Here is a 14,232-nt window from a genome sequence, read left to right as displayed (position 1 = left end):
ATGGAATCCCGGAGTTTCCCCATCCCGGACGGCCTCGAAGGCTCCCGGGTGGATGCGGGCCTCGCCAAGCTCCTCGGCTTCTCCCGCAGCTTCGCGGCCGAGATCACCGAGGCGGGCGGCGTGAGCGTCGACGGCCGCCAGGTCGACAAGTCCGACCGGCTCTCCGCCGGGAGCTGGCTCGAGGTGAGCTGGCAGCCGAAGACCGAAGTGAAGATCGTCCCGATCGCGGTGCCCGAGCTCACGATCGTGCACGACGACGACGACATCGTCGTGATCGACAAGCCCGTCGGCGTCGCAGCGCATCCGGCAGCCGGCTGGGAGGGACCGACGGTGCTCGGCGCCCTCGCCGCCGCCGGCTTCCGCATCTCCACCTCCGGTGCTGCGGAGCGGGCGGGCATCGTCCACCGGCTGGACGCGGGCACGAGCGGCCTGATGGTGGTCGCCAAGTCCGAGCGGGCGTACACGCACCTCAAGCGGGCGTTCCACGACCGCACCGTCGTGAAGATCTACCACGCGGTCGTGCAGGGTCACCCCGATCCGCTGGTCGGCACCGTGGATGCTCCGATCGGCCGCCACCCGAAGTCCGACTGGAAGTTCGCGGTCGTCGCCGGCGGGAAGCCGTCGGTGACGCACTACGAGACCATCGAGGCGTTCCCGTCGGCCAGCCTGCTCGAGGTGCACCTGGAGACCGGGCGCACCCACCAGATCCGCGTGCACATGGCTGCCCAGCGGCACCCCTGCGTCGGCGACGCCATGTACGGCGCAGACCCGACGCTGTCGGCCAGGCTCGGCCTCACCAGGCAGTGGCTGCACGCCGTGCAGCTCGCGTTCGAGCATCCGTCGACAGGGGAGTGGGTGACCTTCACCACGACATACCCGGAGGATCTGCAACACGCTCTCGACGTGCTCCGCGCGTCGTAGGTCCGACGTAGTCTTAAGCCCTCACCTCGACCCGGAGAAACAGTGCCGACCGACTCCTTCGTCCATCTCCACGTCCACAGCGAGTACTCGATGCTCGACGGTGCCGCGCGCATCAAACCGCTCGTCGACGCCGCCGTCGAGCAGGGCATGCCCGCCGTCGCCGTCACCGACCACGGCAACATGTTCGGCGCCTTCGACTTCTGGCGCACCGCCACCGAGGCCGGCATCAAGCCGATCATCGGCACGGAGGCGTACCTCACGCCGGGCACGCACCGCACCGACCGCACCCGCATCCGGTGGGGAGACGGTGGCGGCGACGACGTCTCCGGCTCCGGCGCGTACACGCACATGACGATGTTCGCGGCCACCACGGAGGGGATGCACAACCTCTTCCGGATGTCGTCGCTCGCCTCCACGGAGGGCTACTACTTCAAGCCCCGCATGGACAGGGAGCTGCTGAACCGCTACTCCAAGGGCATCATCGCCACCACGGGCTGCCCGTCCGGCGAGGTGCAGACCAGGCTGCGGCTCGGCCAGTACGACGAGGCGAAGAAGGCGGCCGCCGAGTTCCGCGACATCTTCGGCAAGGAGAACTTCTTCGCCGAGATCATGGATCACGGTCTCGGCATCGAGCGCCGCATCATGGCCGACCTCATCCGGCTGGCGAAGGAACTGGACATCCCGCTCGTCGCCACCAACGACCTGCACTACACGCACGCCGCCGACGCGAAGAGCCACGCCGCGCTGCTCTGCGTGCAGTCCGGCTCGACGCTCGACGACCCCAACCGGTTCAAGTTCGACGCCGACGAGTTCTACCTCAAGAGCGCGGAAGAGATGCGTCAGCTGTTCCGCGACCACCCCGAGGCCTGCGACAACACGCTCGCCATCGCAGAGCGCTGCGACGTGAAGTTCGACACCTCCGCCAACTACATGCCGCGCTTCCCGGTGCCGGAGGGCGAGACGGAGCAGAGCTGGTTCGTCAAGGAGGTCGAGAAGGGGCTGCACGAGCGCTACCCCGAAGGCATCACCGAGGAGGTCCGCAAGCAGGCGGACTACGAGATCGGCGTCATCTCGCAGATGGGCTTCCCCGGATACTTCCTGGTGGTCGCCGACTTCATCAACTGGTCGAAGCGCAACGGCATCAGGGTCGGCCCCGGCCGTGGCTCCGGTGCAGGCTCGATGGCGGCGTACGCCATGCGCATCACCGACCTCGACCCGCTGCGCCACGGACTGATCTTCGAGCGCTTCCTCAACCCCGACCGCGTCTCCATGCCCGACTTCGACGTCGACTTCGACGACCGGCGCCGTGGCGAGGTGATCAAGTACGTCACGGAGAAGTACGGCGAGGAGCGCGTCGCCCAGATCGTCACGTACGGCACCATCAAGGCCAAGCAGGCTCTGAAGGACTCCTCGCGCGTGCTCGGCTTCCCGTTCGGGATGGGCGACAAGCTCACCAAGGCGATGCCGCCGCCCGTGATGGGCAAGGACATCCCGCTCACCGGGATCTTCGACAAGAACCACCCGCGCTACAAGGAGGCGGTGGACATCCGGGCGGTCGTGGAGAGCGACCCGGAGGCCAAGACCGTCTTCGACACGGCCCTGGGGCTGGAGAACCTGAAGCGCCAGTGGGGTGTGCATGCGGCGGGCGTCATCATGTCGTCCGACCCGCTGATCGACATCATCCCGATCATGAAGCGCGAGCAGGACGGCCAGATCGTCACGCAGTTCGACTATCCGGCGTGCGAGTCGCTCGGGCTGATCAAGATGGACTTCCTGGGGTTGCGCAACCTCACGATCATCAACGACGCCCTCGACAACATCGAGGCCAACCGCGGAGAGAAGCTCGTCCTCGAAGACCTCGAGCTCGACGACCGCGGCGCGTACGACCTGCTCTCCCGCGGAGACACGCTCGGCGTGTTCCAGCTCGACGGCGGCCCGATGCGCTCCCTGCTCCGGCTGATGAAGCCGGACAACTTCGAGGACATCTCGGCGCTCATCGCCCTGTATCGTCCTGGTCCGATGGGCGCGAACTCGCACACGAACTACGCGCTGCGCAAGAACGGTCTGCAGGAGATCACGCCGATCCATCCCGAGCTGGCCGAACCGCTCGCCGAGATCCTGTCCACCAGCTACGGCCTCATCATCTACCAGGAACAGGTGATGGCGATCGCACAGAAGGTCGCCGGCTTCTCGCTCGGCCAGGCGGACATCCTGCGCCGCGCGATGGGCAAGAAGAAGAAGTCGGAGCTGGACAAGCAGTTCGAGGGCTTCGCGGGCGGTATGCGCGACAACGGGTTCTCGATGGATGCGGTCAACAAGCTCTGGGAGATCCTGCTCCCTTTCTCCGACTACGCGTTCAACAAAGCGCACTCCGCCGCGTACGGCGTCATCTCGTACTGGACCGCCTACCTCAAGGCCCACTACCCGGCCGAGTACATGGCCGCGCTGCTGACGAGCGTCGGAGACTCCAAAGACAAGATGGCGCTCTACCTCAACGAGTGCCGCCGTATGGGCATCAAGGTGCTCCCGCCGGACGTCAACGAGTCCAACCTCTACTTCGCCGCCGTCGGCACCGACATCCGCTTCGGGATGGGCGCCGTGCGCAACGTGGGCGCGAACGTCGTCGAGGGCGTGCGGGAGGCGCGTGAGACCAAGGGCAGGTTCGACTCCTTCCACGACTTCCTCACCAAGGTGCCGATCCACGCGGCCAACAAGCGCACGGTGGAGTCGCTGATCAAGGCCGGCGCGTTCGACTCGCTCGGCCACACCAGGCGCGCGCTCGTCGAGGTGCACGAGGACGCGGTCGAGTCCGCGGTGAAGATCAAGCGCAACGAGGCGAACGGCGATGTCGGCTTCGACTTCGACAGCCTCTGGGGCGAGGACGAGCAGACGGCGTCGCAGCACCACATCCCGGATCGGCCGGAGTGGGGCAAGCGCGACAAGCTGGCGTTCGAGCGCGACATGCTCGGGCTGTACGTCTCCGACCATCCACTGGCCGGGCTGGAACTGCCGCTTGCCAAGCTGGCGAGCACGTCGATCGCCGACCTCGTCGGCTCCGACAACATCCAGGACGGCGAGACGGTCACGATCGCCGGTCTCGTCACGAGCGTGCAGCACCGCGTGGCGAAGGCCTCCGGCAACCAGTACGGGATGATCCAGGTCGAGGACTTCGGCGGCGAGCTGACCGTGATGTTCATGGGCAAGGCGTACCAGGAGTTCTCGCCGATGCTGCAGGGCGACGCGATCGTCGTGGTGCGCGGCAGGGTCAGCCTCCGCGACGACGGGATGAACCTGCACGCGTTCAGCCTGATGACGCCCGATCTCGGTCAGAGCGTCGGCACGGGGCCCCTCATGATCACGATGCCGGATCAGCGGGCCACGACGGACACGGTCACCACCCTCGCCGAGGTGCTCGCCAGGCACCCGGGCGACAACGAGGTGCGCCTGCGCCTCGTGAAGGGCCAGGTCGCGCGCGTCTTCGAGGTCCCCAAGCCGGTCACCATCAGCGCCGACCTCTACGGCGAGCTGAAGGGCCTCCTCGGCCCCAACTGCCTCGTCTAGCGGCCGGTCAGGCGGTTTCGCCGGGGGTGAGGTAGCGGCGCTCGTGGTAGAGCAGGGCGGCGTCGTCGTCTCCGACCTCGCCGTCCTCGATCTGGACGACCACGACCGCGTTGTTGTGCACGGAGACGCGCTCGACGATGCGGCCGACCATCCAGCTGGTCACGTCTTTGATGATGGGGAGGCCGTGCGGGCCCGGGTACCAGTGGTCGCCGTCGAAGCGGAGCGCGTTGTCGCCCGCGAGCTTCTCGGCCACGGCACGGTTGCGCACGCCGAGCATGTGGATGACCACGCGGTCGGTCTCGGAGATGGCCGGCCAGCTCGATGCCGAGCGGGCGATGTTGAACGTCGCCAGCGGCGGCACGGCGGCCAGCGACGCCAGCGAGGTGGCCGTGAAGCCGACTGGGGTGCCGTCCTGTGCGAGAGCGGTGATGATGGCGACGCCCGCCGCGTGCCGGCGGAACGACTGGCGGAACGCGGTCAGGTCGGGCGTGACATCCGGCTCGATGCGGTCGGACGGCCGCGGTGCCTGCTCGGGCGTCGGGTTCTGAGACTGCGGCGAACTATTCATACGTATACAACAAGCACGGGTGGGCTCCTGGGTATTCCGGGTTGCGGATAGTCTTGTCTGGTCATGATGCACACCATTGATCTCCGCGGAATCCAGCCTACCCGTGCCGCGTTCCAGCGCCTCGTGCCCCGTCCCGTCGTGGATGTGTCCGTCGCACTCGACGTCGCCTCCGGTCTGATCGACGACGTGAAGGCGCATGGTTCCTCCGCCCTCGCCGCCCAGGCGGAGCGGTTCGACGGGGGAGCGCCGGCGTCGATCAGGGTGCCGCAGGAGGACATCGACCGCGCGGTCGAGAACCTTCCCGCCGACGTCCGGGAGGCGCTCGAAGAGGCCATCGCCCGCGTGCGCGAGGCGACGGCAGCACAGGTGCCCCCGGCCGCGGAGACCCGCATCGGACCGGGAGCAACGGTGGTTCAGCGCTGGCAGCCGGTCGAGCGCGCAGGGCTCTACGTTCCGGGCGGCAAGGCCGTCTACCCGTCGAGCGTCGTGATGAACGCGGTTCCTGCGCAGGTCGCAGGCGTCGCATCCATCGCCCTGGCCAGTCCACCGCAGCGCGAGTTCGGGGGCGCGGTGCACCCGGCCATCCTCGGCGCAGCAGGGCTGCTCGGCATCGACGAGGTGTACGCGATGGGCGGAGCAGGCGCGATCGGCGCGCTCGCGTGGGGTGTCGAAGACATCGGGCTCGATCCCGTGCAGGTGATCACCGGACCCGGGAACATCTACGTCGCCGCCGCCAAGCGCGTCGTCCGCGGCCAGACCGGCATCGACTCCGAGGCGGGCACGACCGAGATCCTGGTCATCGCCGACGACACGGCGGATGCGCGGTTCGTCGCGGCCGACTTGGTCAGCCAGGCGGAGCACGACGAGGCGGCAGCGTCCGTGCTCGTCACCGACAGCCCGGCGTTCGCCGACCGCGTCGCCGCTGAGCTGGAGACCGTCGCGGCCGCCACCAAGCACACCGAGCGCGTGCGCACAGCGCTGTCCGGCCAGCAGTCGGCCATCGTGCTGGTCGACGACCTCGCCGCCGCCGCTGCCTTCAGCAACGCATACGGTCCTGAGCACCTGGAGATCCAGACCGAGAACCCGGATGCGGTGCTCGCCACGATCGAGAGCGCCGGCGCCATCTTCCTCGGCCCGCACTCCCCGGTGAGCCTCGGCGACTACCTCGCCGGCTCCAACCACGTGCTGCCCACCGGCGGACAGGCGCGCTTCTCGTCCGGACTCGGTGCGTACTCGTTCCTGCGCCCGCAGCAGGTCATCCGCTACGACCGGCCTGCCCTACAGCAGGTCGCCGACCGCATCGTCGCCCTGTCCGGCGCCGAGGATCTGCCCGCCCACGGCGAGGCCGTGACCGCGCGTTTCCTCTAGAGCACCGCAGCATCCCCCGGATGGGGTCTGCCGGACGGTAGAATCGGTGTCACCATGTTCTGCCCTTTCTGCCGCCACCCGGATTCCCGTGTCATCGACTCCCGCACGAGCGACGACGGCCTCTCGATCCGTCGGCGCCGGCAGTGCCCGGAGTGCGGCCGTCGCTTCTCCACCACGGAGACGGCGAGCCTCAGCGTGATCAAGCGCAGCGGGGTCGCCGAGCCGTTCAGCAGGGAGAAGATCGTGCTGGGCGTCCGCAAGGCGTGCCAGGGCCGTCCGGTGACGGACTCCGACCTCGCCGTGCTGGCGCAGAAGGTGGAGGAGACCATCCGCTCCACCGGTGCGTCGCAGATCGAGGCGAACGACATCGGTCTCGCAATCCTCCCTCCGCTCCGCGAGCTGGACGAGGTCGCCTATCTGCGGTTCGCGAGCGTCTACCAGGGCTTCGACTCCCTCGACGACTTCGACGACGCCATCCAGCAGCTGCGCATCGAGCACCACGGCGCACCGGTGGATGCGCAGGCGGGCACAGCCTGACCCACGCCCGGTATCCTCGTACAGGCATGTATCGCACACTCTTCTCCCTCGTCCTGTCGAAGCTCGATCCCGAACGCGCGCACCACCTGGCGTTCCTGGTCATCCGAGCCCTCCCTGTGCTCGGTCTCGGCCGCCTCGTGCGCCGGTTCACCGCGCCGGACCCGTCGCTCGCCGTCGAGGCGCTCGGACTGCGGTTCGACTCGCCGTTCGGCGTCGCCGCCGGGTTCGACAAGAACGGCGAGGCCGTGATCGGTCTCGGTCAGCTGGGCTTCGGCCACGTCGAGGTGGGCACCATCACCGCCATCGCGCAGCCGGGCAACGACAAGCCGCGCCTGTTCCGTCTGATCCCGGACCGCGCCGTCATCAACAGGATGGGCTTCAACAACCAGGGCGCCGCCGTCGCGGCCAACCGTCTGCTCGGCGTCGTGCGCAGCAGCCGCCGCCCGGTGCTCGGCGTGAACATCGGCAAGAGCAGGGTCGTCGCCGTCGAGGATGCGACCGCGGACTACCTGACCAGCGCCCGCGCACTCTCTCCGGTCGCCGACTACCTCGTCGTCAACGTCAGCTCACCCAACACGCCCGGCCTCCGCGGACTGCAGGAGTTGGAGCTCCTCTCCCCGCTGCTCGCGGCCGTGAAGGAGGTGGCGGGGCAGAAGCCGCTGCTGGTCAAGATCGCGCCGGACCTCACCGACGAGCAGGTCGTGAAGATCGCCGGCCTGGTCGTCGAGCTGGGCCTGGCCGGCATCATCGCCACCAACACGACCATCTCGCGCGAGGGTCTGCTCACCGATCCGGCCGTCGTCGAGGCCGCGGGAGCGGGAGGCCTCTCCGGCGCCCCGCTCGCCGACCGGTCGCTCGAAGTCCTCCGGCTGATCCGCGCGAACGTCCCGGCCGACCTGTGCGTCATCTCGGTGGGCGGCGTCGAGTCCGCCGCCGACGTGCAGGCGCGACTGGATTCCGGCGCCACCCTGGTGCAGGGATACACCGCGTTCCTCTACTTCGGTCCGCTGTGGGCGAGGCAGATCAACCGCGGGCTACTCCGCCTCCGGCGTCCCCTGGTGGAAGCGTAGCCGCCAGCGGCCGTTGACCCGCAGCCACAGCGAGCTGCGCAGCGAGCTGCCACGCGCATCCACGGTGCGGGCGGTGAGCAGGATGATCTCGGGGGAGAGCGCCTCGGTGCCGAGCAGCTCGAAACCCGCTGCGGCTTCGTCGGTCTCCGCCGACAGCTCCTGCACGATGGCATCGCGTCCCCAGAGGCGTCCGGAGCGGCCGATCTCCTCGAAGTCGGGGTGCAGCAGTGCCGCGACGCGCGAGGCGTCCGCGCGCACGGCCGGATCGAGCAGTTCCTGCTCCAGCCGGGCGACGACTTCTGCGTCGGTCTCCGCGGGCGCCAGGTCGGCGAACAGGTCGAGCTCGACGCTCTCCTGAGCCGGGCCGCCGGTCCCGGTCGCCTCGATGACCTCTCCCGTCGCCTCGTCCGTGCGCGAACGGCCGGGCCAGCCCGGTCCGATTGGGATGGGGTCGCCCTTCTGGTACGCCGTCGCGACCGCGCGGGCGCGCACGTCGGCCGCCTCGTTCAGCGCGTGACCGGCGTGGCCCTTGACCCACTCGAAGGTGTACCGGCGACCCTGCACAGCGCGGTCCAGCCGCTCCAGCAGTTCGCGGTTGAGCACGGGGGAGCCGTCGGCCTTGCGCCAGCCCTTCCGCTTCCAGCCGGGCATCCACTTGGTGACGGCGTTGATGACGTACTGGCTGTCGCACAGGATGCGCAGGTCTTCGTCGAGGTGCGCCGTGGAGTCGAGCAGGTCGATCACGGCCATCAGCTCGCCCTGGTTGTTCGTGCCGTGCGGCCATCCGCCGGCCGCCCAGGTGGTGTCGTCGACGTACCACGCCCACCCTGCCGGACCCGGATTGCCCAGTGCGGAGCCGTCCGCCGCTGCGACGATCGTCACGGTCAGCTGGGGTACTGGCCGCGCTTGACCTGCGGCTTCGGCAGGCGCATGACGCGCAGCTGCAGAGCACGCATGGCCGCGTACCAGCGCACGCCGCGCTCGACCTTGCTCTCTCCGAACTTCTCGCGCAGGCGCTTGCGCACCAGCATGCCGAGCACGAAGCAGTCGATCACGGCGATGGCGAAGAACGCCCAGAGCGCGAGCAGGCCGTAGACCTGGAAGTACCCGGGAAGGAAGGAGAGCACGATCACGAGCAGCATGACCGGGATGAGGTATTCGCCGATGCTGAAACGCGCATCCACGTAGTCGCGCACGTAGCGTCGCTGCGGGCCGCGGTCGCGCGCGGTGAGGTAGCGGTCGTCGCCGGCGGCCATGCCGACGCGCGCCTTCTCGCGGGCCTCGGCGGTCTTCGCGCGGGCCTGGCGGGCGGCCTCCTTGCGGTCCTCGGGCACCAGGGGGCGCTTGCGGGCGGCCTCCTGCTCACGGCGGGTCGGGGTCGGGGCGCCCTTGCCCTGCCTCAGACGCTCTTCCGTCTCTTCTGCGGTCTCGACGGCCGGGGCTTCTGCCTTGGTCGCCTGCGGGTTCTCTCGTTTTGCCAACGTCAAGCCTTCGATAGTGGGGTCCGCTTAAGATTACCGTCATGACGAACGGACAGCAGACCCCGCCCACCGAACCCACAGCAGCGGAGGAGGCGGTGCGCTCCAGCGTGGAGGCCGCCCTGCCGTCGACCGTCGCCGACCTGGCGGCGCTCGTGCGCATCCCGTCGGTGTCCTGGTCGGCGTTCGACCCGGCGAACGTCGCGGCCAGCGCCGACGCCGTCGCGACGCTGCTGCGCGACACGGGGGCGTTCGAGAGCGTCGAGATCAAGCGCGCGCCGATCGGAGACGGCGAGGAGTCCGGCCAGCCCGCCGTGCTCGCCACCCGGGCGGCGAAGAACGGCCGCCCGACCGTGCTGCTCTACGCCCACCACGACGTGCAGCCGCAGGGCAAGGACGAGGACTGGAACACGCCGCCGTTCGAGCCGACCGTGCGCGGGGACCGGATGTACGGCCGCGGGGCGGCGGACGACAAGGCGGGCGTGATGGCGCACGTCGCGAGCGTGCGGGCGCTGGTGGATGCGCTCGGGAACGACTTCGACCTCGGCCTCGCGGTGTTCATCGAGGGGGAGGAGGAGTTCGGCTCCCGCTCCTTCGCGAACTTCCTGGAGCAGAACAAGGCGGCGCTCGAAGCAGACGTGATCGTGGTCGCCGACTCGGACAACGTCGACGTCGACACTCCCGCGCTCACCGTGTCGTTGCGCGGCAATGTGACCTTCCGGCTCACCGTCTCCACCCTCGAGCACGCGTCGCACTCCGGCATGTACGGGGGAGCAGCACCGGATGCGATGCTCGCCATGGTCAAGCTGCTCGCCACCCTGCACGACGACAACGGCTCCGTGGCCGTCGACGGCTTCACCGCCAGGACGGACGCGGCGGAGCCGCCCGCCCTCAGCGAGGAGCAGTTCCGCGAGGAGGCGGCGCTGCTCGACGGCGTGACGCCGATCGGCACCGGCCCCATCCTGTCCAGGATGTGGTCGCAGCCGACCATCACGGTCACCGGCATCGACGCTCCGAGCGTCGCCAACGCATCCAACACCCTGCTGCCGAGCGTCTCCGTGCGGATCAGCGCGCGCGTGGCTCCCGGCCAGCCGGCCGCGGATGCGTACGCGGCCCTGGAGCGCCACCTGCGCGCCAACGCGCCGTTCGGGGCGCACGTCGCCATCGACGACGTCGACACCGGGGAGGCGTTCCTGGTCGACACGAACGGCTGGGCGGCGACGGAGGCCAAGCGGGCGATGACGGACGCCTGGGGCAAGGAAGCGGTCGAGACCGGCATCGGAGGGTCCATCCCGTTCATCGCCGACCTGGTCCGCGAGTTCCCGGAGGCGCAGATCTTGGTCACCGGCGTCGAAGACCCCGACTCCCGTGCGCACAGCCCGAACGAGTCCCTGCACCTCGGCGTCTTCAAGCGCGCGATCCTCGCCGAGGCCCTGCTCCTCGCGCGGCTCGACGGCCGCACGGGGGCGTAGTCGCGCCGATTGCGGAATGCGCGGGGCGATTTCCCGGTTTTCCGACGTAGAATCGTCCCAGATTTCGTCCAGAAGTCCGAACAAGACCCGTAAGAGGAGTCCCATGACCGACACAACGCTGACCGAGACGAAGGCGCACGGCGTCGGGCTGTCCGATGCCGCGGCGAGCAAGGTCAGGAGCCTGCTCGAGCAGGAGGGCCGCGACGACCTGCGTCTGCGCGTCGCCGTCCAGCCCGGTGGATGCTCCGGCCTGATCTACCAGCTCTACTTCGACGAGCGCATGCTCGACGGCGACGCGACCGTCGACTTCGACGGTGTTGAGGTCATCGTCGACAAGATGAGCGTCCCGTACCTGGATGGCGCGTCCATCGACTTCGAGGACACCATCCAGAAGCAGGGCTTCACGATCGACAACCCCAACGCATCCGGTTCGTGCGCCTGTGGAGACTCGTTCCACTGAGTCGCTATAACACACGAAAAGGTTGAGGGCCGCCCCATCGGGGCGGCCCTTTCTGTTCAAATCGGCGCGTGCGGCGGAGTAGGGTGGATACAGCCAAATACAGTTACGTGTGAACTGTCCATGAGTCACTCGAAAGGTCACCGGTGCGTCACAATCGCCGTCTCCGATGGGCTGCCATCCCGATCGCAGCGACGCTCGTCGTCGTTCTTGCGGGATGCACGCAGGCACAGCTGAACGGATTCCTTCCCGGATTCGTCGAGGGTAAGGAGCCCGTCACCAACCACACCGAGCGCATCAGCGGTCTGTGGGTGACGAGCTGGATCGTCCTCCTCATCGTGGGCGTGATCGTCTGGGGTCTCATCGTCTGGGCGGTCATCGTGTACCGCCGCCGTACGGGTCAGACCGGTCTCCCGGTCCAGATGCGCTACAACATGCCGATCGAGATCTTCTACACGATCGTGCCGCTGATCCTCGTCCTCGGCTTCTTCGCCTTCACGGCGAGGGACCAGAACGCGATCGAGCAGCCGTACGCCAAGCCGGACCTCAAGATCCAGGTCTACGCCAAGCAGTGGGCGTGGGACTTCAACTACGTGAGCGACAACGTCTACGACCCGGGCATCCAGGTGCAGCCGGACGACGCGAGCGCCACCCCCGGTTCCGTGCAGGAGGGCGAGATCCCCACCCTGTACCTGCCCGAGGGCAAGAAGATCACGATCCAGCTCGACTCGCGCGACGTGATCCACTCGTTCTGGGTCCCCGCGATGCTCTACAAGAAAGACATCATCCCGGGCAAGACCAACTACATGTACTTCGAGACGACCGGCCGCACCGGCACCTTCGTCGGAAAGTGCGCCGAGCTCTGCGGCGAGTACCACTCTGCGATGCTCTTCAACGTGAAGATCGTTCCGCAGGACGTGTACGACGCCCACATCAAGAGCCTCCGCGACAAGGGCTTCGAGGGCCAGCTGGGCTCCGAGTACGACCGTAATCAGAACCTGCCCGGAACGGGCGCTCCCAAGGGTAACGAGTAGGGCATCCACGAATGACGACGACAGCACCGGCCCCAGCGGCCACCACGGCGCCGGCACCGAAGGCCAATCCGGCCCTCGGCGCCAACCAGGTGGAGCGCAAGGGCAACATCCTCGTGAACTACATCACGTCGACCGACCACAAGACGATCGGGTACATGTACCTGATCTCGTCGTTCATCTACTTCCTCATCGGCGGTGTGATGGCGCTCATCATCCGTGCTCAGCTGTTCGAGCCCGGACTGGAGGTCGTGCAGACCAAGGAGCAGTACAACCAGCTCTTCACCATGCACGGCACGATCATGCTGCTCATGTTCGCGACGCCGCTGTTCGCCGGCTTCGCCAACGTGCTCATGCCGCTGCAGATCGGTGCTCCTGACGTCGCGTTCCCGCGTCTGAACGCCTTGGCGTACTGGTTCTACTCCTTCGGATCGCTGATCGCGGTCGCCGGCTTCCTCACCCCGCAGGGTGCGGCATCGTTCGGCTGGTTCGCATATGCGCCACTATCGAGTACCACGTTCTCACCAGGCGTCGGCGGCAACTTGTGGGTGGTCGGCCTCGGTCTGTCCGGTTTCGGAACGATCCTCGGCGCGGTGAACTTCATCACCACCATCATCACGATGCGCGCCCCCGGCATGACCATGTTCCGCATGCCGATCTTCACCTGGAACACGCTGGTCACCTCGATCCTCGTGCTGATGGCCTTCCCGGTGCTCGCCGCCGCCATGTTCGCCCTCGCGGCCGACCGTGTCTTCGACGCGCACATCTACGACGCGGCCAACGGCGGAGCCCTGCTCTGGCAGCACCTGTTCTGGTTCTTCGGTCACCCGGAGGTCTACATCATCGCGCTGCCGTTCTTCGGCATCGTGTCCGAGATCTTCCCGGTGTTCAGCCGCAAGCCGATCTTCGGATACAAGACCCTCATCTACGCGACGATCGCCATCGCTGCGCTCTCCGTCACCGTGTGGGCGCACCACATGTACGTGACCGGCTCGGTCCTGCTGCCCTGGTTCTCGCTGATGACGATGCTCATCGCCGTCCCGACCGGTGTGAAGATCTTCAACTGGATCGGCACCATGTGGCGCGGCTCGCTCACGTTCGAGTCTCCGATGCTGTGGTCGATCGGCTTCCTGATCACCTTCACCTTCGGTGGTCTGACGGGCGTCATCCTGGCCTCCCCGCCGCTCGACTTCCACGTGTCCGACACGTACTTCGTCGTCGCCCACTTCCACTACGTGGTCTTCGGCACCGTCGTGTTCGCGATGTTCGCCGGCTTCTACTTCTGGTGGCCGAAGTGGACGGGCAAGATGCTCAACGACCGCCTCGGCAAGTGGCACTTCTGGCTGCTGTTCATCGGCTTCCACACCACGTTCCTCGTGCAGCACTGGCTGGGTGTCGTCGGCATGCCGCGTCGGTACGCCACCTACCTGCCGTCCGACGGCTTCACCTGGATGAACCAGCTGTCGTCCATCGGCGCCGGAATCCTGGCGGTCTCGATGATCCCGTTCTTCGTGAACGTGTACCTCACGGCGCGCAACGCTCCCAAGGTCACGGTCAACGACCCGTGGGGCTACGGCCGCTCGCTCGAGTGGGCCACCAGCTGCCCGCCGCCCCGCCACAACTTCACGTCGATCCCGCGCATCCGTTCGGAGTCTCCCGCGTTCGACCTGAACCACCCGGAGGCCGGCATCCCGATCGGTGTCGGCGGTGCGAAGGACGCCCCTGACGCCCCCGTGCTCGACATCGCGAACAACGAGGTGAAGTAACCC

General features: G+C 67.8%; 12 protein-coding genes. 9 read left to right on the top strand and 3 right to left on the bottom strand.

Annotated features, from left to right (window positions below):
• Complete coding sequence (locus HF024_RS11540; protein WP_168689643.1) at nucleotides 1-921, top strand: RluA family pseudouridine synthase; 921 nt, start codon at nucleotides 1-3, stop codon at nucleotides 919-921.
• Between the two features lie 42 nt (nucleotides 922-963).
• Nucleotides 964-4,482 (top strand): DNA polymerase III subunit alpha, encoded by a 3,519-nt coding sequence (dnaE, locus tag HF024_RS11535; RefSeq protein ID WP_168689642.1) that lies wholly within the window; start codon nucleotides 964-966, stop codon nucleotides 4,480-4,482.
• A gap of 7 nt (nucleotides 4,483-4,489) precedes the next feature.
• On the opposite strand, the gene HF024_RS11530 is transcribed toward dnaE, so the two are convergent.
• Nucleotides 4,490-5,050 carry a flavin reductase family protein gene (locus HF024_RS11530; protein ID WP_168689641.1) on the bottom strand — a complete coding sequence of 187 codons (561 nt, stop codon included), beginning with the start codon at nucleotides 5,048-5,050 and terminating at the stop codon, nucleotides 4,490-4,492.
• Nucleotides 5,051-5,113: 63 nt separating this feature from the next.
• Here HF024_RS11530 and hisD point away from each other — a divergent pair, with 63 nt between their 5' ends.
• From hisD to HF024_RS11515, 3 genes are read left to right on the top strand one after another with little or no spacing between them, the layout of a single operon-like run.
• Nucleotides 5,114-6,418 (top strand): histidinol dehydrogenase, encoded by a 1,305-nt coding sequence (hisD, locus tag HF024_RS11525; protein ID WP_168689640.1) that lies wholly within the window; start codon nucleotides 5,114-5,116, stop codon nucleotides 6,416-6,418.
• Between the two features lie 54 nt (nucleotides 6,419-6,472).
• Complete coding sequence (nrdR, locus tag HF024_RS11520) at nucleotides 6,473-6,955, top strand: transcriptional regulator NrdR (RefSeq protein ID WP_085367944.1); 483 nt, start codon at nucleotides 6,473-6,475, stop codon at nucleotides 6,953-6,955.
• 26 nt (nucleotides 6,956-6,981) lie between these two features.
• Complete coding sequence (locus HF024_RS11515) at nucleotides 6,982-8,025, top strand: quinone-dependent dihydroorotate dehydrogenase (RefSeq protein ID WP_168689639.1); 1,044 nt, start codon at nucleotides 6,982-6,984, stop codon at nucleotides 8,023-8,025.
• On the opposite strand, the gene HF024_RS11510 is transcribed toward HF024_RS11515, so the two are convergent.
• Nucleotides 7,990-8,907, bottom strand: coding sequence for a ribonuclease HI family protein (locus HF024_RS11510; protein ID WP_085367940.1), 918 nt, complete (start codon nucleotides 8,905-8,907; stop codon nucleotides 7,990-7,992). The genes HF024_RS11515 and HF024_RS11510 overlap by 36 nt on opposite strands.
• 2 nt (nucleotides 8,908-8,909) lie before the next feature.
• Complete coding sequence (locus tag HF024_RS11505; protein WP_085367938.1) at nucleotides 8,910-9,506, bottom strand: DUF3043 domain-containing protein; 597 nt, start codon at nucleotides 9,504-9,506, stop codon at nucleotides 8,910-8,912.
• A gap of 41 nt (nucleotides 9,507-9,547) precedes the next feature.
• Here HF024_RS11505 and HF024_RS11500 point away from each other — a divergent pair, with 41 nt between their 5' ends.
• The 4 genes from HF024_RS11500 (at nucleotide 9,548) to ctaD (ending at nucleotide 14,229) form a co-directional block, all read left to right on the top strand.
• Nucleotides 9,548-10,975: a dipeptidase gene (locus tag HF024_RS11500; protein ID WP_168689638.1), complete on the top strand. Its 1,428-nt coding sequence runs from the start codon at nucleotides 9,548-9,550 to the stop codon at nucleotides 10,973-10,975.
• Nucleotides 10,976-11,078: 103 nt separating this feature from the next.
• A complete protein-coding gene (gene erpA, locus HF024_RS11495; RefSeq protein WP_085367934.1) occupies nucleotides 11,079-11,435 on the top strand; it encodes an iron-sulfur cluster insertion protein ErpA in 357 nt (118 codons plus the stop codon).
• A 143-nt stretch (nucleotides 11,436-11,578) separates the two neighbouring features.
• Nucleotides 11,579-12,466 (top strand): cytochrome c oxidase subunit II, encoded by an 888-nt coding sequence (gene coxB / locus HF024_RS11490; RefSeq protein WP_085367932.1) that lies wholly within the window; start codon nucleotides 11,579-11,581, stop codon nucleotides 12,464-12,466.
• Nucleotides 12,467-12,477: 11 nt separating this feature from the next.
• Nucleotides 12,478-14,229: a cytochrome c oxidase subunit I gene (gene ctaD, locus HF024_RS11485; RefSeq protein ID WP_168689637.1), complete on the top strand. Its 1,752-nt coding sequence runs from the start codon at nucleotides 12,478-12,480 to the stop codon at nucleotides 14,227-14,229.
• The last annotated feature ends 3 nt before the right edge of the window (nucleotides 14,230-14,232 follow it).

This window comes from Leifsonia sp. PS1209 (genome assembly GCF_012317045.1).
Taxonomy (GTDB): Bacteria; Actinomycetota; Actinomycetes; order Actinomycetales; family Microbacteriaceae; genus Leifsonia.
Note: the sequence above shows the minus strand (reverse complement) of the source record. Positions and strands in the feature narration are given on the sequence as shown.

Coding starts and splice junctions, on each gene's coding strand:
- HF024_RS11540 (WP_168689643.1), top strand. CDS start 1: ATGGAATCCCGGAGTTTCCCCATCCCGGACGGCCTCGAAGGCTCCCGG.
- HF024_RS11530 (WP_168689641.1), bottom strand. CDS start 5,050: ATGAATAGTTCGCCGCAGTCTCAGAACCCGACGCCCGAGCAGGCACCG.
- hisD (WP_168689640.1), top strand. CDS start 5,114: ATGATGCACACCATTGATCTCCGCGGAATCCAGCCTACCCGTGCCGCG.
- nrdR (WP_085367944.1), top strand. CDS start 6,473: ATGTTCTGCCCTTTCTGCCGCCACCCGGATTCCCGTGTCATCGACTCC.
- HF024_RS11515 (WP_168689639.1), top strand. CDS start 6,982: ATGTATCGCACACTCTTCTCCCTCGTCCTGTCGAAGCTCGATCCCGAA.
- HF024_RS11500 (WP_168689638.1), top strand. CDS start 9,548: ATGACGAACGGACAGCAGACCCCGCCCACCGAACCCACAGCAGCGGAG.
- erpA (WP_085367934.1), top strand. CDS start 11,079: ATGACCGACACAACGCTGACCGAGACGAAGGCGCACGGCGTCGGGCTG.
- ctaD (WP_168689637.1), top strand. CDS start 12,478: ATGACGACGACAGCACCGGCCCCAGCGGCCACCACGGCGCCGGCACCG.